This is a genomic window from Nostoc sp. MS1 (assembly GCF_019976755.1).
Classification (GTDB): Bacteria; Cyanobacteriota; Cyanobacteriia; order Cyanobacteriales; family Nostocaceae; genus Trichormus.
The window spans coordinates 256,625-277,578 of the sequence record NZ_AP023441.1; the positions used below are offsets into that span (position 1 = coordinate 256,625).

At 41.0% G+C, this 20,954-nt stretch carries 13 protein-coding genes; 7 read left to right on the top strand and 6 right to left on the bottom strand.

Features of this window, described 5'->3' with window-relative positions; all coding sequences use genetic code 11:
• Positions 1 to 38 precede the first annotated feature (38 nt).
• From NSMS1_RS01110 to NSMS1_RS01130, 5 genes are all read left to right on the top strand, one after another.
• Positions 39 to 713: a glutathione S-transferase family protein gene (locus tag NSMS1_RS01110; protein ID WP_224090232.1), complete on the top strand. Its 675-nt coding sequence runs from the start codon at positions 39 to 41 to the stop codon at positions 711 to 713.
• Complete coding sequence (locus tag NSMS1_RS01115; RefSeq protein WP_224090234.1) at positions 700 to 1,563, top strand: hypothetical protein; 864 nt, start codon at positions 700 to 702, stop codon at positions 1,561 to 1,563. The genes NSMS1_RS01110 and NSMS1_RS01115 overlap by 14 nt, the downstream gene beginning before the upstream one ends.
• A gap of 271 nt (positions 1,564 to 1,834) precedes the next feature.
• A complete protein-coding gene (locus NSMS1_RS01120; RefSeq protein WP_224090236.1) occupies positions 1,835 to 2,620 on the top strand; it encodes an RNA ligase family protein in 786 nt (261 codons plus the stop codon).
• A gap of 32 nt (positions 2,621 to 2,652) precedes the next feature.
• Entirely contained in the window at positions 2,653 to 3,774 is a 1,122-nt protein-coding gene (locus NSMS1_RS01125) for an AAA family ATPase (protein WP_224090239.1), read from the top strand.
• A gap of 127 nt (positions 3,775 to 3,901) precedes the next feature.
• Positions 3,902 to 5,152 (top strand): hypothetical protein, encoded by a 1,251-nt coding sequence (locus tag NSMS1_RS01130; protein ID WP_224090240.1) that lies wholly within the window; start codon positions 3,902 to 3,904, stop codon positions 5,150 to 5,152.
• Between the two features lie 197 nt (positions 5,153 to 5,349).
• Here NSMS1_RS01130 and NSMS1_RS01135 read toward each other — a convergent pair whose 3' ends face one another.
• Positions 5,350 to 5,871, bottom strand: coding sequence for a hypothetical protein (locus NSMS1_RS01135; RefSeq protein WP_224090241.1), 522 nt, complete (start codon positions 5,869 to 5,871; stop codon positions 5,350 to 5,352).
• Between the two features lie 220 nt (positions 5,872 to 6,091).
• On the opposite strand from NSMS1_RS01135, the gene trmFO reads away from it, so the two are divergent.
• Positions 6,092 to 7,405: an FADH(2)-oxidizing methylenetetrahydrofolate--tRNA-(uracil(54)-C(5))-methyltransferase TrmFO gene (gene trmFO, locus NSMS1_RS01140; protein WP_224090245.1), complete on the top strand. Its 1,314-nt coding sequence runs from the start codon at positions 6,092 to 6,094 to the stop codon at positions 7,403 to 7,405.
• Positions 7,406 to 7,887: 482 nt separating this feature from the next.
• Positions 7,888 to 10,899: a PAS domain S-box protein gene (locus tag NSMS1_RS01145; protein ID WP_224090247.1), complete on the top strand. Its 3,012-nt coding sequence runs from the start codon at positions 7,888 to 7,890 to the stop codon at positions 10,897 to 10,899.
• Positions 10,900 to 11,082: 183 nt separating this feature from the next.
• Here NSMS1_RS01145 and NSMS1_RS01150 read toward each other — a convergent pair whose 3' ends face one another.
• The 5 genes from NSMS1_RS01150 to nifJ form a co-directional block, all read right to left on the bottom strand.
• A complete protein-coding gene (locus NSMS1_RS01150) occupies positions 11,083 to 12,111 on the bottom strand; it encodes an AI-2E family transporter (protein ID WP_224090249.1) in 1,029 nt (342 codons plus the stop codon).
• 117 nt (positions 12,112 to 12,228) lie between these two features.
• The gene (locus NSMS1_RS01155) at positions 12,229 to 13,302 is read right to left on the bottom strand and encodes an ATP-dependent 6-phosphofructokinase (protein WP_224090251.1); all 1,074 of its coding nucleotides are present in this window, start codon (positions 13,300 to 13,302) and stop codon (positions 12,229 to 12,231) included.
• A gap of 10 nt (positions 13,303 to 13,312) precedes the next feature.
• Positions 13,313 to 14,344 (bottom strand): dihydroorotate dehydrogenase-like protein, encoded by a 1,032-nt coding sequence (locus NSMS1_RS01160; RefSeq protein ID WP_224090253.1) that lies wholly within the window; start codon positions 14,342 to 14,344, stop codon positions 13,313 to 13,315.
• Between the two features lie 26 nt (positions 14,345 to 14,370).
• Positions 14,371 to 16,959, bottom strand: coding sequence for a cation-translocating P-type ATPase (locus tag NSMS1_RS01165; protein WP_224090255.1), 2,589 nt, complete (start codon positions 16,957 to 16,959; stop codon positions 14,371 to 14,373).
• A gap of 80 nt (positions 16,960 to 17,039) precedes the next feature.
• A complete protein-coding gene (gene nifJ / locus NSMS1_RS01170) occupies positions 17,040 to 20,585 on the bottom strand; it encodes a pyruvate:ferredoxin (flavodoxin) oxidoreductase (protein ID WP_224090257.1) in 3,546 nt (1,181 codons plus the stop codon).
• Positions 20,586 to 20,954: the final 369 nt, after the last annotated feature.

The window sequence follows — 20,954 nt, forward strand, 5'->3', positions numbered from 1 at the left end:
GTTACAAACCAATCGGTCTTTTTTGCGAGAAAAAATCTATGCTCAAGTTTTACTACAATCATCGCTCACCTATGGCTCGTCGTGTATGGCGGACATTACTAGAAAAAGAGATCGCATTTGAGCCGATGATTATGAAATTAAATGGCGATCAATTACAGCATGAATTTTTAGAAATTAATCCATTTCATCACATTCCAGTCATTGTAGATCATGGTTTTCGGGTAGTGGAATCTCTAGCAATTATGGACTACTTGGAAGCTAAATATACTACACCTGCCCTGTTACCTAAAGATGCTGAATCTTTAGCAAAAGTCAGGATGGTACAGATGGTAACAACAAATGAACTATTACCAAAAATGATTGTTTTAATGTTTGAAAAAGAAGATTCAGTCAAATATTCACAAGCAAATGAGCATATAGATAAAGTCTTAAGGTTTCTATCAGAATGTTTAGGGAATGGCGCTTATTATGCTGGTGAACAGTTTACTTTAGCAGATATTGTGGCAGGCACAGATTTATCTTTACTACTAAAGCTGGGAATTAATTTGAGTAATTACCCTAATTTGCAAGATTGGTTTGCACGTTTAATGCAAAGGGAAGTGTGGCAACAGACAGAACTGAGTAAAGAAGACTTTGCAAGATTTAAGGAAGTTTTTATCAAACTACGCCAACGCAAGTTAAACCAGGAAACAAAAGCCAATGCACATCAATAATAAATCATTAGCGATCGCCTGTGCATCAGGTAGTTTTAAAGGTGTATTCGCGCATGGTGTTTTGAGTGCGTTGGAATCAGCAGGAGTCCGCGCTAACGCTTATAGTGCAGCCTCAGCTTCAGTATTACCAACTGCTTGGGCTACCATTGGTAAAGCCAAAGAATTAGGTGTAGATTACTGGTTGGCTGGTCTGCGAGTACTCCAACAACCAAATATAGGTATGAGTAGAGTAGTTCTAGGCGGAATTGCACAGTTTAGTCCACCGCCAGAAACATTATTTGCGCCAGATAACCCTCAATATTTCGTTGCTGCTAGCGCCGTTATTACCCAAGAAGCAGCTATAGAGACTCAAAACGAAAAAGCCAAACGCTTAGGACGACGCTTATTAGTGTCCGCAGGAAAAAAAGACCGTAGTTGGGTTAAGGAACACTTGCGGTTGGATGTGTTTAGTACCAAATCTACAGGAGAATTATATCTGCATTCCCAAAACTTTGAACAAGTGGCTTACGCTTCTGCACGAATGCTGCATGGTTGGGATATTCCAGCTTGGATAGATGGAAAACCTTATATTGATGCTTCTTATACTTGCTTGTGTCCCGCGATGGAAATGGTAGAAGCTGGATATCAACAAGTAATTGCGATCGCAAATGAACCAGGTACACTATATCGAGATATGTTTCAGGTAGAGGCAATTCCAGAAGTTTACAAAGGGGTAAAAATTCATATAATTCAACCAGATGTAGATCCCAAAGATTTGGGAGTCAACTTTACAGATGTTACAGAAGAAGGGTTAGCAGCTGTGTATGAACATGGATGGCAAAAAGGAAAAGAGTTTGTCAAACGGTGGTAAATCGTATTGTTGTACACACCATTGGTTTCTTGGGGGATTTGCACCCCAAAATTGCGATCGCCCTTGAATTAAAATTACTAAATTCTTAGCAAATTCTGGAAACTTGACTGGAGCTTGTGAAGTAATTGTATTATATAAACACTACACAGCTTCAGGATAAGACTATGTAACCCTTTGACTCAATCAAACTCTAATTGACCACGAATGAGCTGCTTATTCGTGAAAATTCTCTACGCAAAGATTTTGATTGCCGTCATCAAGGGATGAAGTCATGGAACAAATTTATAAATACCCGCGTACTCATCATATCGAAGGTTCGCGCCTGCAACCTGGGGATGAAGATTTAAATAGTATCCCCTTTGCAAGTATTAAAGAACAGTATGTAGTAGTTGAAGAAAAGGTGGATGGTGCAAACGCAGCTATCAGTTTCACGGCTGATGGACAGATGCGACTACAAAGCCGAGGACATTATCTAACAGGTGGTGCTAGAGAAAAGCATTTTAACTTGTTTAAGCAGTGGGCATACACCCACGCCAGCGCATTTTGGGAAGTTTTGGGTAGTCGTTATATCCTTTTTGGTGAATGGCTATATGCCAAGCACACAGTATTTTACGATGCCTTACCCCACTACTTTTTAGAATACGATGTGCTGGATTTACAAACGCAAGTATTCCTCAGCACCAAACGCCGCCAGCAGCTATTAGCCGGACTACCATTAGTTTCTGTACCTATATTGTTCACTGGCAAACTGCAAACTTACCAACAACTATTGCGTTTACTGGGTGAGTCCCATTACCAAACCCCTGCATACTTACAAAATTTTTGCCAAGCCTGTCAACAACAGGGACTAGATGTAGAACGTTCCCTTAAGCAAACTGACCAAAGTGCTTTGATGGAAGGTTTGTATATCAAAGTTGAACCAGGGGATACAGTCACAGCACGTTATAAATATGTGCGTGCCAGCTTTTTAACTACCATTCAACAATCAGATAGTCATTGGCTGAACCGTCCCATTATTCCTAATTTGCTGCGTCCTGATGTGAGTTTATTTAGCTAGTAATAAAACATACTAAAACTAAGGATGGTAATATGAATTGGAATTTTCCTTATTGCCCAGATGCACCCAACTGGACAATAGATTGGCAGGCGATAGAAGGAGAATTTGCTTGGTTGCGATCGCTCGCAGATTGTCCTCAAGACCCTCAGTATCACGCTGAAGGTAATGTACTTATACATACAAAATTAGTGTGTGAGGCATTAATAGAATTACCTCAATGGCGTGCCTTAAACCCAACAGAACGTTCTGTCCTATTTGCAGCCGCCTTGCTGCATGATGTCGCTAAACCAGCCACCACCCAAACAGATACCGATGGCGCTATCTCCTCTAAAGGTCATGTCCTCCAAGGTGCAAAGATGGCACAGCAAATTCTCTGGGATTTGCAAGTTCCCTTTCGTGAACGAGAGGCTATTGTGGCTTTGGTGAAATACGGTAGCTTACCTCTATGGTTTTGGGACAAACCCAACCCTGAAAAATCTGTCATCAAAACTAGTCAAATTATCCGTTGCGATATGCTGAGTTTACTCGCCGAAGCCGATGTTACAGGGCGACATTGCAGCGACCAAGCCCAACTATACGAAAGGATTGCCTTTTTTCGGGAGTTTTGCCAAGAAAATCGCTGTTTTGACCGACCCCGTGCTTTCCCTTCAGACCACAGCCGATTTCTTTACTTTCAAAAAGAAAATGGCAATCCTGATTATCTAGCTTACGATGATACTCGCTTGGAAGTTGTGATGATGTCAGGATTACCAGGTGCAGGAAAAGATACATGGGTGCAAGCAAATCTCCCCCACTGGCCAGTAATTGCTTTAGATGAACTCCGAAAAACTATGCGTATTGCACCTGATGAAGACCAAAGCGCAGTGGTGAATACTGCTAAAGCCTTAGCTAAGGAATATATGCGGACGGAAAAATCTTTTGTTTGGAATGCTACTAACATCAGTCGTCAATTGCGATGTTCATTGATTCGTCAGTTCGCCAATTATCAAGCCAAAATTCGCATTGTTTACCTAGAAGCACCTTGGGAGGAGTTACTGACAAGAAATAGCAAGCGCATTGCTAAATTACCAGAAAATGTGCTGTATAAAATGAAGGGTCGATTGGAAGTTCCCAATATTACTGAGGCGCAAGCAGTAGATTGGGTAGTTAATTGAACGGGGGATGGTGCGATCGCACCACCTCTGTTAAATTGAATAATGTATTTCATTACGTTTTTTCCCCAATGTTAGATTAAATTATCATCGGTTATATTGTGAGCGCCGTTATTAGTTTTTAACTAAGATGCTCATATTTTTTATACATGGTGTAGCTGAGGCAAAAGTTAAATTTGCTAGACCTTTAGAACATTTAATTAAAGAAGATTTATCACAAAGAGGCATAAAGCCACCATTTTTTCATTCGGGCTTTTACGCTGACATTCTCAATAACAAGGGCAAAATATCAAATTTTATCCATCAAGACTTACAACTTGCAAAACAAGAAAATCCAAATATTAACCCACAAGATATATTTCGGGGTCAAGAAATTAGAGAAGAATTTATTTCCGATTTCGTTGGCGATGCTTTTACTTATTTAAACCCGGAAAGAGGTGCAAAAATCCGCGAATCAATTGCCGGGCATTTAGAAGAATTTATCCTACATCATCCTGAAGAAAAAGAACTGCATATAATAGCTCATTCAATGGGAACTGTTATTTTATGGGATATACTATTCTCCCAAAAATTTCCCCATGATGATGCTGCATATAAAATTCGTTCCTTGATTAAGAAAGAAGTGCAACTCAAGAGTATTTTTACACTGGGTTCACCAATACTCTTATTCAACATGATTTTAGATATAAAACCAGAACAGGTTCATGATTTTTTATTAGATTATCAACAACCTCTACAATGGACTAATATTATTCATTCTTCAGACTTAATTGCTTACCCCATAAGCTCTAGCTTAAGATCAACTAATGAATCTAAATTATCCGTAAAAGATAAATTTATATCTACAAATGCCAATAATCTAGAAAAAACTGTACGTGCAGTAGCCGAGTTTCCTGCTGTTGAAGCAGCTAGTAAATTAACCCCAGGTGTTAATCAAGCTTTTTCTCTAGCTGCAATTGCAGCAGGTGCAGCAGATGCTCATATTAACTATTGGCATTGTTCTCAAACTGTAAAAATCATCGTGGATAGTATTTTAGAGGATGAAAAAATAATAGATGTAGTTATTGAAAGGTTAAAGAAAGTTTCAGGAATGACTATTACTTTGTTAAAAGATAGTAAAAATGCACAAAAAGTAAATCAAGTAGGGCAAAATGGTTGGGATCAGATGTTTGGTAATGTTGATAAGTTGAAAGAGAATTTTCAATTTTCAGATAATAGCGGTAAATTAAGAATGCGCGATAATTTGGCTCAAGTTCCCCGTGTATCTATTTATAACAGTGATGGTAATTGTCAATTTAGAGGTTATGTAGGATTAATTCATGCCAATGAATTAAAGCAAGAGGTAGAAGCTATAAAACAGAAATATATGAGAACTATATAAATAGCCAGGAATTATCATTGATATTAATAGTCTGGTGGAACTACTGAATGTTATCGAGATGCAGGTAGCAAATTGAATCATTAATTGAAAGGGGATGGCGCGATCGCGCCATCCCCTTTCAAACAGCTATTATTTAGTTAAACGTTTAGTATCTAGCTCGTTTAATTACCATATATATCATTTTACGGCTCTTATCATCATTTAATAGCTGTAGCACGTATAGTTAGGTTCATATTTTTGAGATGCTCGTTTTTATTAACCTGAATAGGATTAGAAAAATTATTAGGCGAAATATCTACACTATTTATAAATGTAGTCCATTTATTGGGACTTATAGCAAACACATAAACAGATTTGCCAATAGCCTTAGAAGCAATAGGTAAAGTATATTGACAACCAGTAGCAATATTACCTTGAGCTTTGACTACATTGCCAATTTGTTTGTATTCAGGTAATGTAATTCCACTACCTGATGGTGGTGGAGTAACATTTTCAGCAATATATAGTTTAATTTCATTACAAGTAAAGTTAGGTTGACCACCATTATTACTACCACCATTTGTAATCACACCACTAATGCTAGTAGTAGGAATTAATTGGATGGGAATATTTGGAACTTCAACTTTTCTTTCTATTTTGATAACGGAATCTGCCATTGCATTTTGTGCAGTGAAAATAGCTAGAAAAGCAATAGTCGCTGGAAATAAACGTGACTTCATAACTGGACTTCTGAATAAAGTAAATGTTGTTGGTAGTGAATTACCTTTCACTTACTTCATAGGTTTGGCTACTGTTTTTTATGCAGGGTGAAATTTGACAGTTTTTTCAAATCGGCAAATTTGGCAGTTTAGTTTTTGCAGGCAAGGAGGCATTCCTTTATGATTGTTGATATATAAACAGTCCAAGCAAGTGTATTTAATTAGGTATTAAAAATTAGCTATGACTCAACAACCGATACAAGTAATTGGAGGTGGACTAGCTGGAACAGAGGCGGCGTGGCAAATTGCCCAGGCTGGAGTGCCAGTAATTTTACATGAAATGCGTCCTAAACGTTTCAGCCCTGCCCATCATACAGAACATTTGGCAGAGTTGGTGTGTAGTAACTCCTTTGGGGCAATGGCGAGCGATCGCGCTGCTGGATTGCTGCATGAAGAATTGCGCCAACTTGGTTCTATAATTATCTCTAAAGCTGATGAACACGCCGTCCCAGCAGGTGGCGCATTGGCAGTAGATAGGGGTCAATTTGGGCAAGATTTAACCCAAGCCCTCGCTAGTCATCCCTTAATTGAATTTCGCCGTGGTGAAGTCCCAGCCATTCCCGAAGGTATTGTGGTGTTGGCAACTGGGCCGTTAACTAGTCCCGACTTGGCGCAAGACTTGCACCGCTTCACGGGGATGGAGTATATGAGCTTTTTTGATGCCGCTAGCCCTATTATCGTGGGAGATTCGATTAACCGCGATATTGCTTTTATGGCTTCGCGTTATGACAAAGGTGAAGCCGCTTACCTCAACTGTCCCATGAATAAGGAACAGTATTTGCGGTTTTGGCAAGAACTCTGCAAAGCAGAACAAACAGAACTGAAAGATTTTGAACGTGAAACAGCCAAATTTTTTGAAGCCTGTCTCCCCATCGAGGAACTAGCGCAACGGGGAGAAGATACTATGCGTTACGGCCCCCTCAAGCCTGTGGGTTTATCTGACAGCCGCACGGGGGAACGTCCTTATGCGGTGGTGCAGTTGCGCCAAGAAGATAAAGCTGGTCAGTTGTGGAATATGGTAGGATTTCAAACAAATCTGCGTTGGGGTGAGCAAAAGCGAGTATTTCAATTGATCCCAGGCTTAGAAAAGGCAGAATTTGTGCGGTTGGGAGTAATGCACCGCAACACCTTTATCAATGCACCCCAGTTAATGCTACCCACGCTGCAATTTAAACAACGTCCGACATTATTAGCGGCCGGACAGTTAATTGGCACTGAAGGCTACACAGCCGCCGCCGCCGGTGGTTGGTTGGCAGGAACCAATGCAGCCAGGTTAGCGTTAGGGAAGGAACCTGTAGCTTTACCACCCACCACAATGTTAGGCGCATTATTAGAATTTATTAGTTCCGCCTCGCCTAAACACTTTCAACCCATGCCGCCTAACTTTGGCATTCTGCCAGATTTGGGTGTGAAAATCAAAAATAAACAGGAGCGTTACGGACATTACCGCGATCGCTCTCTCGCAGATTTGGTAAGTTGGAAAAATGGTCATTAGTTATTAGTCATCAGTCATTAGTCCATAGTTATTCTTCCTCATCAAAGAGGCTACGGTGTACATACAAGTGAGAAATGAAACCAGCTAGGGAGAATAACTTTTTACTAATGACTACTGACTACTGACAAATGACTAATTTATTAAATACATAGAAAAAACTAAGCTTCATCATTTAAAAAATGAATTTGTCTCTATACCTAACCTAATTAGTATAGTTAAAGCCTGAACTAAAGATAATCTTTTTGAAGTCATAGATCATCTATTCCTGATTTACCAATAGAATGATTTTGAAGAGGAAGAAATTACATCCACATCCAACCTAAACTGACCATCAGCGCATAAGATAGCTTTTCTGTCTAGTAATAGCAGATAGCGATTTCTTATTAAAAATCTCTATAAAGTCCAATTAAGTCTTCATTAATCGACAATTCTGACTTTATTCGCCATCAGCTTCGCCTACTCGTTCTGCGGTCAATAAGATAATGAAAATTGACGAATTAACTATGCGATTCAACGAGCTATCAACTTATTTACATAATTTATATCATTTGATTGACCGTCATCCTTTGACACTTAATCCTGATAGTTATGTTATTGATGCTATTAGCTTGATGAATCAGCAACAATGCCAGAGTGTGCAATCTCATAACTTTAACTCATCGGCTGCTTGTAGCAATATTAATTTACAAGAAACTAGTTATGTTTTAGTCATTGATTCAGGACATTTGTTGGGTATCTTCACGGAGCAAGATTTAGTCAAGTTGGCAGCATCAACAGTTGATTTCGCCAATGTCAAGATTACTAAAGTGATGCAACAGCCAGCCATCACAATGAAAATTGCAGATTTTCAAGACATTTTTATAGTCTTCTCCTTATTGCTTCAGCATCAAATCCGTCACTTACCAATTTTGAACGATAGTGAGCAACTGGTTGGCATTGTAACTATCACTAGCTTGTTGCAAGGATTGAATCAGTGGCAAACTTTTTGTAACCTCCAAGCTTTCAGTCACTTATCTCCCAAGCCTATCGAATACTGCAATAGTGACTTTAGCAGACGGCATCAACAAGGAAAAGTGATGTTTTATAGTGACATGGCTGAAGATGTTACCAATCTCAAACAGGCAGAAGAATCACTACGACAGAGTGAAGCTAGATTAAAATTAGCCTTGGAATCTGCCAACATGGGCATCTGGGATTGGAATATTTTGACTGATGAAGCCGTCTGGTCAGCTAATATGGGGTCACTATATGGTCTGCCGAACACAACTTTAAATCCCAATTTTCAAAGCTTTCTGAAATTAATTCATCCGCAAGACCGAGAAGCTTTCCAGCAATCCATAACTAATATTATTGAGCAAGGAGGTCAATTTACGGTTGAATATCGGACTGTCTGGCCTGATGGTAGTATTCACTGGCTCTGTGGCAAAGGTCAAGTTTACTACAACGATTCTGGTCAAGCAATCAGGATGATTGGCACAACTAGAGACATTACAGATCGCAAACAATCAGAATTAGCCCTAAGAGAAAGTGAAGAGTTCTATCGCTCCGTTTTTACAGCCATGAGTGAGGGAATTGTATTACAGCAAGCTGATGGCAAGATTATCACTTGCAATGCCAGTGCGGAAAGAATTTTAGGGTTGAACCGAGAGCAAATTATAGGTCGCACCTCTGATGATGGGCGTTGGCTAACCATTCGGGAAGATGGCTCACCCTTCCCTAGTGATGAGTATCCAGCAATGATAACTTTACGCACAGGCAAACCCTGTTCTAATGTGAATCTGGGAATTTACAAACCTGATGGTCAATTGACTTGGATTTCAATTAACTCTCAGCCTTTGTATCGGGAAAATGAAACAGTCCCTTATGCGGTAGTGACATCCTTTGCCGATATTAGCGAACGACAAGCCGCACTGCGCGATCGCCAAGTTGCAGAACAAAAAATTCGTGAGCAAGCAGCTTTATTAGAAATTGCTACCGATGCCATTTATGTACGAGATTTAGATAGCGAAATCTTATTCTGGAATCAAGGTGCAGAACGGTTGTATGGTTGGTCAAAACAGGAAGCTATAGGTAGGAATGCGCGAGATATACTATACACAGAAACTTTAATTCACCAGAATGAGCAGGCTTTTAACGTGGTGACTGAGGTAGGAGTATGGCAAGGTGAGTTACATAAATTAACTAAACACGGCAAAGAAGTGATTGTCGAAAGCCGTTGGACACTGATGCGTGATGCGGACGGAGAAGCAAAATCAATTTTAATTGTTGATACTGATATTACCCACAAAAAACAACTAGAAGAACAGTTTTTTCGCGCTCAGAGATTGGAAAGCTTGGGTACACTTGCCAGTGGCATTGCTCACGACTTGAATAATATTTTGACACCAATCTTAGCTGCTGCCCAACTTCTGAAAGTCAAATTACCCAAAGAACAGAAGCGATCAGCTACGCTGGGCGGAACGCCATCGCCTAAAGTAGAGGGAGCATCATCACAATATCTGTTAGAGATTCTCGAAAATAACGCCAAGCGTGGCGCTGGTTTAGTCAAACAAGTGCTATCCTTTGCACGCGGCTTTAAAGGAGAGCGAATCACAGTCCAACTCAAGCACTTAATTACCGATATTATCTTGATTGGTAAACAGACATTTCCCAAATCGATTGAATTTACTGCCAGCATCCCGGAAGACCTTTGGACTGTAGCCGGAGATGTCACCCAATTACATCAAGTGCTGATGAATCTCGTTGTTAATGCCCGTGATGCTATGCCAGATGGTGGCATTATTAACATCACAGCAGAAAATATTGCCATTGATGAAACCTACGCCAGCATGGTGTTAGAGGCTAATGTTGGCAATTATATTCAAGTAACTGTTACAGATACAGGTGTAGGTATGGCTTCAGAAATCTTAGATAAAATTTTTGATCCATTCTTCACCACAAAAGACGTAGGAGTAGGTACAGGATTAGGACTGTCAACCGTATTAGGTATCATTAAGAGTCATGGCGGTTTTGTTACTGTCTCTAGCACAGTTGATCAAGGTAGCAAATTTACGCTGTTCTTGCCAGCGATTCAAGGAATGGCAGACGTAACAGTTAAGGAGATAGAAACACCAATAGGCAAGGGAGAATTAATTCTCATTGTCGATGATGAAGCGCCAATTTGTGAAATTGCCAAGATGATTCTCCAAGATAATAACTACAATGTCCTAACTGCTTCTAATGGTATCGAAGCGATCGCCCTCTATGCCCAAAACAAACATCGCATTAATGTTGTGATTATGGATATGATGATGCCCGAAATGGATGGGATCACAGCCATTCGTACCTTGAAAAAAATGAACTCCCAGGTGCGAATTGTTGCTAGCAGTGGGATCAATTCAGATGAAACTTTATCACAAGCAGCCATAGTAGGTGTAGAGCAAGTGTTACCCAAACCCTTCACCGCCAAGGACTTACTCAACTGCCTGCATCATTTACTCAGGGTGGAAAATTAAAGAATGAGGTGTGGCAGAAATGGCGATCGCTAGTGGATTGTCTAGACTAAAATAGTGCAATAAGTTGACTCCTAGCCTCTGTGTCTCTGTGGTTAATTAATGCAACATTTTAGCTTAGACATTTCACTCTATACTTAAAACTGTCTCAGAAATCAAATTGGATTCCTATATCGCTTTACTTAATTAGGTATTAGTTTCGCCTTTCAACTCATCAATTTGTAGTAAGCTGACAACTAAACCTGCGATTGGTACAGCTAGAAAAACACCTAGTAGCCCAGCAATTCTTGCTCCAATTAATAAAGCAAAAAATGTCACGAGTGGGTTGATATCGACTGAATTTTGCATAATTCGCGGTGAAATTAAGTTATCTTGAATTTGCTGGAGTATAATTGAAACTGCTAAAACTTTGAAAGCAAGTACAATATCTTGAATTAGTAAAATTAAAAAGACAGTACCAATTCCCAAGGTTGCACCAATCCCTGGAACGGCATCAAGAATGCCGATAATTAGGGACAAAACTAAGGGATAAGGAACCTGTAATAATATAAAAACTAAACAAGTAGAAATAGACAGAAATAACATTAAAAGTAATTGCCCTCGGAAAAACCCCAAGAGCTTTTCTTCAACTGTAGCCGCGAAATAATTACGAGATTTTTCTGGAATGAATTTCAAGACGAAACGCCAAACATTTTCCCCATTTAGTAACATAAAAAGGGTAACAACTGTAATAAAAATTAGATTAACAAAATTGGTAAGTGATGTTCCTAAAATACTAATTAAATAATTAACACTAGCTAAGGCAAAGTTTTGGATTCTTTCGGCAATAGCATCAAGATTTAATTGTAAATTGCGAGTTTGCAGAAAAGATTCTAGTTGTGCTACTAAAGAACCCACAGAATTAGCAATTTCCAAAAATCTATCAATGAGTTGTTGCCCTTGAGATAAGATTGCTAAACCAAGAGTGGTTGCTAAAGCAATAGCAATCAAGAGGCTGATGAGGAAAACTAAAATAACTGCGACTGTGCGAGGTAGAAAGCGCCGCAACCATCGCACAGGATAGTTTAATAAAGCGGCTAAGATGGCTGCAAATGTAAAAACTACAATTACCGTTTCAAAATAAACAAAAAGCTGTAAAGCAGCCCAACCAAAAGCGAACAATAGTAAGAAGCGAATGATAAAAGAATTATTTAGTCGCTGTCGGATATTGTTCATTATTTCCTTGTTTAGTTATTCTATTTGGCGGGCAGGAAAGTTAATTTTATCACGCTTCCCAGTTCAGCTTACCGCACCAATAAGACAAAGCTTCCACCCAAGGAATGAAATAACAAATTAACCTTTTTCGCCTACATAAATACCTAAACAACGCGCACTCTGCACTAAAGAACTGTGAGGGTTAACGTGTAAAGGACTTTGCACTACTACATCCTCAATCGGGACTGGGATAACTTCACCATTTTGCCAAGCCACCATTTTGCCAAATTGACCTTGAGCGATTAAATCCACGGCTGTCTTACCAAAAACTGTGGCGGTTAAACGGTCTAAGGCTGAGGGAATACCACCACGTTGGATATGTCCTAATACAGAAACTCTGGTATCCATCAAATTGGCACTACATTGAGCTATTTGATCAGCGATATATTGACCACGACCGCATTTAGGAGATGAGACAGAAACCTTAATATTGTTCTCCACATCTTCCAGACATAACTTTGCCCCTTCAGCAACAACAACGATCGCAAATTTACGTCGCCAGCGATCGCGCAGTTCGGCTAAATGTTGACATAAACCGCTAATTGTGTATGATATTTCAGGAATCAATATGACATCTGCACCACCAGCAATACCTGCGTGTAATGCTAGATGTCCGGCGGAACGTCCCATAACTTCGACAATCATCACGCGATCGTGACTAGCAGCTGTAAAAGTCAGTCTATTTAAAGCATCGACAATAGTATTCACAGCTGTATCAAAACCAATGGCGCGTTCTGTCAAAGCCACATCATTATCTATGGTTTTGGGAATACCAATTAAATTCCAGTGACCTTGGTTAGCGAGTTCATGGAGAATACTCAAACTACCATCGCCGCCAATGACAATTAACGCATCTAAAGCCAAAGCCTTATAACTAGCCAGCATCTCATCAACATGGGCTAAAGTATCACCTTTATTAATTGTGCCTAAAATCGTACCACCCATATTCAGCAGAGGATCAATACCGCGCAGATCCCAGCCGTGCATATTGAGTGCGATCGCTTGACGTTCCAGTAAACCTTGGGTGGCATAAGGAATCCCCAATACTTCCCAATCATAAGTAAGTTTTGCATGGCTGACAACTGCACGAATTACACAGTTAAGCCCAGGACAATCACCACCACTGGTGAGGATACCAATTCGTTTACCCATATTGATTTAGTTACCCGTAATAATAAGAAGCCTCGTAAACTAGTCCCCATTCTGGCTGATAGCTTTGCAACGCCCGCATATATTGAGCGCGTTCAAAGGCGCTGGGGTTAGGACAGTGTTTTTGGCTCATGCTTCCCTGGAGTTGCTGTACTGACTCGTATTCGTGTTTTTCCATCCATTGACGTATTTCTTGTTCGATACACTTGATGTGACCTATGCCATGTCTGAGGAGAACAGAACACAACATGGTAATATTTGCTCCAGCCATCAGCATTTTTAAGACATCATGGGCGTTATAAATGCCACTGGTAGCTGCTAGATGAGCATGAACGCGGCCGTAGAGGATGGCAATCCAGCGCAGAGGTAGGCGCATTGCTTGGGGTGTGCTTAAAATTACATTAGGCTGTACTTCTAGGGTTTCTAAGTTAATATCCGGTTGGTAAAAACGATTAAACAAAACCAAGCCATCAGCCCCGGCATCATCTAGACGCTTGGCCATGTTTGCCATATTAGTAAAGTAAGGACTCAGCTTAATTGCTACCGGAATCTGCACGGCTGCTTTCACGACCTTGAGCATATCAATATAATGCTGCTCGATTTGTTCGCTAGTTAATTCAGGGTCGGTGTAGACTGAGTAAATATTTAACTCCAAAGCTGCTGCCCCTGCTTGTTCAATCATTTTGGCGTAATCAGTCCAACCATCTAAGGAAGAACCGTTCAGACTGGCAATGATAGGGATTTTCACCTTTTCCTTAGCTTGGTGAATGAGATTTAGGTATTCTTCCGGGCCGATACGAAAATTTTGATATTGGGGGAAGTATGTTAATGATTCTGGAAAGCTTTCAGTTCCGTAAGTTAAATGATGCTCTAATTCGTAACTTTCTAAGCTCAACTGTTCTTCAAACAGAGAAGGTAAGACCACTGCGGCTGCACCAGCATCTTCCATCCAGAGAATGTTGTCAATCTCTGCCGATAAAGGAGATGCGGACGGGACAAGCGGCGATCGCAATTTTAATCCCAGATAATTAGTAGTTAAATCCATAATAATTTTTTCCTAAAAGTTAGTTATTAAACAGAAGCTCGTCTTCTGCGATAAAAGATTTTCAATTGTTCAAACCACAAAATACTGAAAATGCCTGCTGTGAAGCAGATGAATAAATCAATCGGATGTAGTGTGGAAAAGCGGAATAATTGCCGTAATACAGGTATGTAAAGTACAAAAGCGAGAAATACTAATGCCCCTCCTAACACCCACCACAAGGCTACATTGGTCATCCGTGCTGGGTAAACATTGCGGGAATAGGAACGTACCATTTCCCAAATTGTGCGTGACCAAGAACGATTGGTTAAGATCAGGCTGAGGTTAGCGATAATCAATGTGGTAAAGGTGAGGGCGCGGGCATCTAGTTCGCCTTGACCTCGATATAAAGCAGTCGCAAACACTACTAATAATACTAGTAAAATCCCTATACCTTGCAGCAAGGCTAAACCTAAAGTTCGGTCACTGAATAATGGTTCTTTGGGGTTGCGGGGTGGGCGGTGCATAATATTTACTTCTGGTGGTTCTGCCTCAAACACTACTGAGCAAGCAGGGTCAATAATTAAGTGCAGAAAAGCGATATGAATCGGGAGTAACACTAGAGGCCACTTGAACAGCACCGGAATCAATGACATTCCCGCAATGGGTATGTGAACAGCTAAGGTATAAGCCATTGCTTTTTTGAGATTGTCAAAGATGCGGCGACCAAGTTTGACAGCCTCAACAATTGAGGAGAAGTCATCATCAAGTAGCACTAAATCGGCGGCTTCACGGGCTACATCTGTACCCCTTCCCCCCATTGCAATACCGATGTGGGCTGATTTTAAGGCGGGGGCATCATTTACACCATCACCAGTCATGGCGACAATTTCCCCGTTATTTTTTAAGGCGTTGACCAGACGCAGCTTTTGTTCTGGGACAACCCGTGCAAAAATATTGACAGTTTTGATTCTGCGGGATAATTCCGCATCATCCATCTGCTCTAGTTCAGACCCAGTGATTACTTGTTCTGGGGAAACTAGCCCAACTTGACGAGCTATATTTTGGGCTGTACCAGGATAATCTCCAGTAATCATAACTACCTGAATACCAGCCGTGTAACATTCCTCAATTGCACTTCTGACGGTGGGGCGTACTGGATCAGCTAATCCCACTAATCCTAGAAACTGAAAGTTGAAATCATGTTGTTCACCAGGTAGGTCTGTGTACTGGAAGTAAGCTTTAGCTACACCTAAAATGCGTAAGCCAGCATTGGCCATTTGGGCAATTTGTAGTGATAACTGCTGCATTTGTGCGGCATCAAAATGGCATAGATCGGCGATCGCTTCCGGTGCGCCTTTAGCAGCAATAATATAATTTGCACCATCGCTTGATTGCCAAACGTGAGACATAGCCAGCAATTCGGGCGATAGGGGGTATTCGCGGATTAATTTCCAGTCATCATGGAGATGTTCTGTATTAATTAAATAATGATTACCCAAGTCTTTAAAAGCTTTCTCCATCGGGTCAAAGGGGTCTTTTTGACTGGCGAGGATACTAAACTCTACTAACTGATGGTAAGTTTCTGGTAGGTCTGGCTGCTGGTGGTGACGGTTGAGATCGTAAAACTCATCTTCAGCAAACATCTGAGTCACTGACATCTGGTTAAAGGTGAGTGTGCCGGTTTTGTCCACACATAACACTGTTGCCGAACCAAGGGTTTCTACAGCTGGCATTCGCCTAGCCAAAACATGTTTCTGGGAGATTCGCCACGCACCCAACGCCAAAAAGATAGTCACGACTACAGGAAATTCGTTAGGTAAAATCGCCATTGCCAAAGCCAAACCAGCCAAAAAGCCGTTAAGCCAATTACCTCTGGTGATACCGTAGATAATGACGATCGCTACACAAATGGCGATCGCCACTATCGCTAGTTTTTTCACTAGTCGTCCGGTTTCCTGTTGTAATAAGGTTTCTTCCGGCGCTACAGTTTGTAATGCTTTACCAATCTTGCCAATTTCTGTATAACTACCCGTAGCTGTGACTTGGGCTATTCCTTGACCGCCTACCACCAAAGTCCCAGAGTAAACAAAAGGTAAATCATCGCCACCAGGACGGGCAATTTGAGATTGGGGGTTGCCAACAACCTTTCTCACTGACACTGACTCACCAGTAAGTAAAGACTCATCACAAATCAAGTGCGTACTAGATAAAAGTATGGCATCAGCCGGGACGCGATCGCCTTCTGCCAGCACCAAAATATCTCCCCGCACTACTTCCCGTCCCGCAATGCGCCTTTGTTGACTGTCACGAATTACCAAAGCACGGGGGCTAGATAAATCTCGCAGTGCTTCTAAAGCATTCTCTGTTTTTTGCTCCTGATAAAGCGTGATACCCATGATAAAGAAGACAAAACCAAGTAAAATTAGTGCATCTTGTACCTCTCCCAAAAATAAATAGATACCTCCACAAGCAACTAAAAGCAAAAAAATTGGTTCTTGCAAAATTTCCGAGGCGATGGTCAAAAGATGGCGCTGTTTACTAGAAGGCAGTTCGTTAAAACCTTCTCGCTGCAACCTGTAAGCGACTTCCTGTTGTGAAAGTCCAGTGAGAGTGTTGAGATCGAGTTCTTCTAGCATGGTCTTGATTAATTCGTAATAGGTAATTCGTAATTTAAGAAAGTCAGATAGAATAAGACTTTTCAGTTGTCATCTATTCCCTATTTAGATATTTCCAATGTTCTCGCCGCCAAATATTGATACATTTGCCACCGCAGATTTACATCTGTTTGCGCTTCTTTCAGCAATTGTTTGGCTACCTCTGGGTTAATTTTGGTTAACATCTTGAAGCGGTTTTCCAAATACATAGACTCTTCCAGGGGAAGCCTCGGTGTACGAGAGTCAAGTTGCAAGGGATTTTTACCTTGTTTAACTAAGTCGGGATTATACCGATACAACAACCATCTTCCAGACTCAACCGCAGCTTTTTGATTCTGCATTGCTGTACTCATGTTAATACCGTGAGCAATGCAATGGCTGTAAGCAATAATTAACGAAGGCCCAGGATAAGCTTCTGCTTCTAAAAAGGCTTTGAGGGTGTGTTCATCCCTTGCACCCATTGCCACACTAGCAACGTAAATATTACCGTAGGTCATCGCTATCAAACCCAGGTCTTTTTTCGCCGCCGCTTTACCGCCAGCCGCAAATTTAGCTACAGCGCCCTTGGGTGTGGCTTTGGACATTTGCCCGCCAGTATTGGAATATACTTCAGTATCAAGGACGAGAACATTGATGTTGCGTCCACTGGCTAGGACGTGATCTAGTCCGCCATAGCCGATATCATAAGCCCAACCGTCACCACCAATTATCCAGACGCTCTTTTTCACTAGAGAGTCAGCCAAGCTGAGGAGTAATTCGGCTTGAGGGTTAGATATTGTATATAACTTCTGCTTGAGTAAGGAAATGCGATCGCGTTGTTCCCAAATTTCTGCTTCATCTTTCTGGGTATTATTCAGGATATCATCAACTAATTCCTGACCTACCTCAGTCGTCAGTGTTTGGAGGAGTTCGGCGGCAAATTGTGCCTGTTTATCTAAAGATATGCGGAAACCTAAACCAAATTCGGCATTATCCTCAAATAAACTATTAGACCATGCCGGGCCGCGTCCTTCGGCGTTCTTTGTCCAAGGTGTGGTGGGTAAATTTCCGCCGTAGATGGAAGAACAACCAGTGGCGTTAGCCACAATCATGCGATCGCCAAACAATTGTGTTGCTAATTTTATATAAGGTGTCTCTCCACAACCCGCACAAGCGCCAGAAAATTCAAATAACGGTTCCTGCATCTGTTGCTGATTAATATGTGTCAGCTTCAGTTCCCGTCTATCAGGGTTGGGAATACTCAAGAAGAAATCCCAATTTTCCCGTTCTGCTGCACGCAATGGCAACTGCGGCTGCATATTAATCGCTTTGTTGCGCGGTTCAGATTTATTCTTTGCTGGGCAGACATCAACGCAGATACCACAACCTGTACAATCTTCTGCGGCTACCTGGATAGTGAATTTCAACCCCTGCCAATCATGGTCTTTAGCATTGGTACTTTTAAAAGTAGCAGGTGCATTCTCTAGTTCTTGTGGTTCATAAACCTTACTACGAATCACACTATGAGGACACACCATCACACACTTACCACATTGAATGCAGACATCCGTATCCCAAACTGGAATTTCTTGGGCAATGTTGCGTTTCTCCCACTTCGCTGTTCCTGTGGGATATGTGCCATCGTCAGGTAATGCACTCACAGGTAACTCATCCCCAGCACGGGCGATGATTTTACTGAGGAAATCGGGGAGTGGGGAAGATGAGGAAGTGGAGAGAGATGAGGGAGAAATTACAAACTCCTGCCTCCTAGCTTCTGCCTCTAACTGATACAAGTTATCCAAAGTGGTATCAACAGCCTTGATATTCATTTGGACGATTTGTTCGCCTTTTTTGCCGTAAGTTTTACGGATGGAGTTTTTAATCTCGGTGATGGCTTCTTCTTTCGGTAATACATTAGATACTGCAAAGAAACATACTTGCATCACTGTGTTAATTCGTCCAGCCATTCCTGCTTCACGGGCAACCTTATAAGCGTTAATTACATAAACTTTGAGTTGCTTTTCTTGAATTTGTGCCTGGACTGTACTTGGTAAATGTTCCCAAACCTCATCTTGCTCATAGGGACAATTTAATAACAGAGTCCCTCCTGGTTCAATATCTTTGAGAATGGGAAACTTTTCTAGAAATTCCCATTGATGACAAGCGACAAAGTTAGCTTTGTTAATTAAATAAGTAGAATGGATAGGTTGAGGCCCGAAGCGCAGGTGAGAAACCGTCACCGAACCGGATTTTTTCGAGTCGTAAACAAAGTAACCTTGAGCGTAATTATTAGTTTCCTCACCAATAATTTTGATAGAGTTTTTATTTGCTCCCACTGTGCCATCAGCACCTAAACCATAAAATATTGCTCTAACTATATTGTCTGGTTCAATGTTAAAGTTGGGGTCATAATCTAAACTCGTATGACTAACATCATCATTAATCCCAATGGTGAAATGATTTTTAGGTGTAGTAGCTGCCAAATTATCAAATACAGCCTTCACCATCCCCGGCGTAAACTCTTTAGAAGACAAACCATAGCGACCGCCAATTACTTTTGGTAACTTCTCCTCTGCTTCAGACAAAGCCGTCACCACATCCATATACAAAGGTTTACCCGATGCACCTGGTTCTTTTGTACGGTCTAATACGGCAATGCTACAAGTTGTTTTAGGTAAAGCTGTGATAAATCTCTGGTTATCAAATGGTCGATATAATCTTACTTTGACCACACCAACTTTTTCCCCCAAACTGTTGAGATAATCTACCGTTTCATGGACGGTTTCACAACCGGAACCCATGAGGACAATCACTCTTTCTGCTGTTGGGTCGCCATAATATTCAAATAGTTGATATTGTCGCCCTGTAATTTGGGCAAACTCATCCATAATTTTCTGTGTAATATCTGGACAAGCAAGGTAATATGGGTTAACAGTTTCCCTTGCTTGAAAGTAAACATCAGGGTTTTGTGATGTACCACGTATAACTGGTTTATCAGGCGTTAAAGCGCGGGAACGATGAGCAATTACTAATTCATTGGGAATAAATTTTTGTAAATTTTCTGTTGTTAATAATTCGATTGTATTAATCTCGTGGGATGTACGAAAACCATCAAAGAAATGTAAGAAAGGTATACGTGATTTTAATGTAGTTCTTGTAGAAATGAGGGCGAAATCATGGGCTTCCTGAACTGAAGCTGCACACAACATAGCAAAGCCAGTACCACGGGTAGCCATCACATCACTGTGGTCGCCGAAAATAGATAGGGCTTGGGCGGCAAGCGATCGCGCTGCAATATGAAATACTGTAGGTGTAAGTTCCCCGGCAATTTTGTACATATTGGGGATCATGAGTAATAATCCCTGAGATGCGGTAAAGGTAGTTGTTAATGAGCCAGTTTGTAAAGCCCCGTGTACTGCACCAGCAACGCCACCTTCACTCTGCATTTGTACCACTGTCGGTACAGTACCCCAAATATTTGATTTCCCTTCACTAGCCCAAGCATCAGCCCATTCTGCCATCGGTGAGGAGGGAGTTATTGGATAAATGGCAATAACTTCATTAATTTGATAGACAACTTGGGCAACAGCCTCATTACCATCTATAGTTGCAAAGGTTCTGTTTTTCATCTTCAGGGCCTGTGAAAGTTGAGAAATCGGTCATCCAAGAGTAGTTTCTATCCTGAAGTTAAGCCTAAAACTTGAGGAACTTGTGAAGGCGATCGCGTCGTTTTCCCCAGCACAGAAGTAACTTATGTATACCCAAGTAATAAATATCGACTTCAAACCCTGATTTTTACTAATGATGTGAACATTGTAAAAAGTTAGACTAAGCACCCTATGCAGCCAAGAAACAGGGGGAGAATCGGACTGTGGTAAAGAAATATAACTACTGAGTTACCTACAGCTAAATAATTTTTGCCAAATTAAATTCAGTTCCTCACAACTTCCTCAAATTTCCACCATAAATTATTACTGTAGACAAGCCAATATCAATTC

Coding starts and splice junctions, on each gene's coding strand:
- NSMS1_RS01110 (WP_224090232.1), top strand. CDS start 39: ATGCTCAAGTTTTACTACAATCATCGCTCACCTATGGCTCGTCGTGTA.
- NSMS1_RS01115 (WP_224090234.1), top strand. CDS start 700: ATGCACATCAATAATAAATCATTAGCGATCGCCTGTGCATCAGGTAGT.
- NSMS1_RS01120 (WP_224090236.1), top strand. CDS start 1,835: ATGGAACAAATTTATAAATACCCGCGTACTCATCATATCGAAGGTTCG.
- NSMS1_RS01125 (WP_224090239.1), top strand. CDS start 2,653: ATGAATTGGAATTTTCCTTATTGCCCAGATGCACCCAACTGGACAATA.
- NSMS1_RS01130 (WP_224090240.1), top strand. CDS start 3,902: ATGCTCATATTTTTTATACATGGTGTAGCTGAGGCAAAAGTTAAATTT.
- NSMS1_RS01135 (WP_224090241.1), bottom strand. CDS start 5,871: ATGAAGTCACGTTTATTTCCAGCGACTATTGCTTTTCTAGCTATTTTC.
- trmFO (WP_224090245.1), top strand. CDS start 6,092: ATGACTCAACAACCGATACAAGTAATTGGAGGTGGACTAGCTGGAACA.
- NSMS1_RS01145 (WP_224090247.1), top strand. CDS start 7,888: ATGAAAATTGACGAATTAACTATGCGATTCAACGAGCTATCAACTTAT.
- NSMS1_RS01150 (WP_224090249.1), bottom strand. CDS start 12,111: ATGAACAATATCCGACAGCGACTAAATAATTCTTTTATCATTCGCTTC.
- NSMS1_RS01155 (WP_224090251.1), bottom strand. CDS start 13,302: ATGGGTAAACGAATTGGTATCCTCACCAGTGGTGGTGATTGTCCTGGG.
- NSMS1_RS01160 (WP_224090253.1), bottom strand. CDS start 14,344: ATGGATTTAACTACTAATTATCTGGGATTAAAATTGCGATCGCCGCTT.
- NSMS1_RS01165 (WP_224090255.1), bottom strand. CDS start 16,959: ATGCTAGAAGAACTCGATCTCAACACTCTCACTGGACTTTCACAACAG.
- nifJ (WP_224090257.1), bottom strand. CDS start 20,585: ATGAAAAACAGAACCTTTGCAACTATAGATGGTAATGAGGCTGTTGCC.